This window comes from Oleiphilus sp. HI0125, assembly GCF_001635355.1.
The window spans coordinates 1-873 of record NZ_LWGF01000591.1 but is presented as its reverse complement, the minus strand read 5'-3'; the positions used below and the strand labels follow the sequence as shown (position 1 = coordinate 873).

Below are 873 nucleotides of genomic sequence, written 5' to 3'. Positions count from 1 at the left end.
GATAATGGAGATGACACATATACCTTTGCACCGAATGAGAACTTCAATGGTAATGTCACCGTCGACTTTACCGTGTCTGATGGTCAGGGTGGTACAGATACGGCCCAAGCGAATATTGTAGTTGTTCCGGTGAATGACCCGCCAGTTGCAGGGGATACGTCTTTCAGCATGAATGAGGACGGTACAATTACATTGACACCTGCACAGCTTTTGGCGAATTCAAGTGACGTTGAAGGTGATGTGAGTCTGCAAGGTGTGAGCTACTCAGGATCAGATGGAACGCTGAGTGCGAATGATGATGGCTCCTTTAGTTTTATTCCGAATGAGAATTTCAATGGCGACATTGTCCTCGATGTGGTTGTGCTAGATTCTGAGGGTGCGAGTGATACGGCCCAAGCGAATATCGTAGTTGTTCCTGTGAATGACCCGCCAGTTTCAGGTGACTTGGCGTATGCAATTGATGAGGATGGAAGTATCACACTGAGCCAAGAGCAGCTCTTGGCGCAAGCGAGTGATGTGGAGGGTGATACGCTCACGGCGTTGAATCTACAGACAGCCAATCCGGAACTGACGATTACAGATAATGGTGATGGGACGTTCACGCTGACACCGGCTGCAAACTTCAATGGTGATCTCGANATTAGTTTCGATGTATTCGATGGTGAAGCGACAGTTGCAGCCAATATCGATTTGACAGTGAACCCAGTGAATGATCTGCCGGTCGCGCAGGATCAGAATTTCCAGATGAACGAAGACGGGACGATCACGCTTACAGATGGGGATCTGTTAACGGGAGCGTCGGATGTTGATGGTGATACGCTGAGTATCTCAGATGTTGCATACACAGGTACGGATGGAATCTTCACCGATAAT

Annotated in this window: 1 protein-coding gene; it reads left to right on the top strand. The window is 48.3% G+C overall.

Annotation, left to right across the window (positions count from 1 at the left end):
- A partial coding sequence (locus tag A3762_RS07545) for a tandem-95 repeat protein (RefSeq protein WP_156493327.1) occupies positions 1–873 on the top strand: 873 nt, incomplete at both ends.